Genomic DNA, 819 nt, shown 5'->3' with positions numbered 1-819 from the left:
TCATTTTGGCGTCGTGCCGCAGGTGGCGGCGCAATATATCGCGTATTTTTTGTACACGTTCGAAGTCAACGTCCGGGCCGCCGCTGTACTCGGCCTGGTCGGCGCGGGCGGGATCGGGTTGACGCTCGACCGGACGCTGCAGCAGTTCCGTTATGACCGTTCGGCCCTTATCATCATTTTGACGCTGGCGATCGTGCTGCTGATCGATTACGTGAGCACGAAGATAAGGGAGAGGCTGTTATGAATCAGACGACGACCAAAAAACCGTTCCGCATCCGTTTCTGGCTCGTGGCCATCATTATATTGGCCATTTATCTCTGGTCTTTTCTCGGTATTAAATTCGAAGGCTTGACGGAAAACGCCGGCCGGGATTTCGCCACCATTCTCCGCGGTTTGTTCAATCCCGATTGGGGCTATGTCTACATGCCCGAAGGCGAGGACCTGATCCGGGGACTGCTCGACACGCTCGCCATTTCCATTATCGGCACGTTTATATCGGCGTTCCTGTGCGTGCCGTTTGCCTTCTGGGCGGCGAACAACATGAGCCGTTTCCGCTGGGTATCCGGCAGCGGCAAATTCATGCTGAGCTTTATCCGGACGTTCCCGGAAATCATCATGGCAATCATTTTCATCAAAGCGGTAGGCCCGGGCGCTTATGCCGGGGTGCTGGCGCTCGGCCTGCACTCGATCGGGATGCTCGGCAAGCTGTATTCGGAGGCGATCGAAAATCTCGATCTCGGGCCGACCGAGGCGCTGACCGCCTGCGGAGCCAATCGTTTGCAGGTGCTGTGGTTCGCCGTCATTCCGCAAGTGCTCCCG

General features: G+C 57.1%; 2 protein-coding genes. Both read left to right on the top strand.

Features of this window, described 5'->3' with window-relative positions; genetic code table 11:
* A partial coding sequence (locus QJ48_RS34360; protein WP_369126854.1) for an ABC transporter permease occupies positions 1–244 on the top strand: 244 nt, incomplete at its 5' end.
* A partial coding sequence (locus QJ48_RS34355; protein WP_054977757.1) for an ABC transporter permease occupies positions 241–819 on the top strand: 579 nt, incomplete at its 3' end. The genes QJ48_RS34360 and QJ48_RS34355, both read left to right, overlap by 4 nt.

The sequence above is a fragment of the Paenibacillus sp. A3 genome (assembly GCF_001399685.1).
Lineage (GTDB): Bacteria > Bacillota > Bacilli > Paenibacillales > NBRC-103111 > Paenibacillus_G.
Note: the sequence above shows the minus strand (reverse complement) of the source record. Positions and strands in the feature narration are given on the sequence as shown.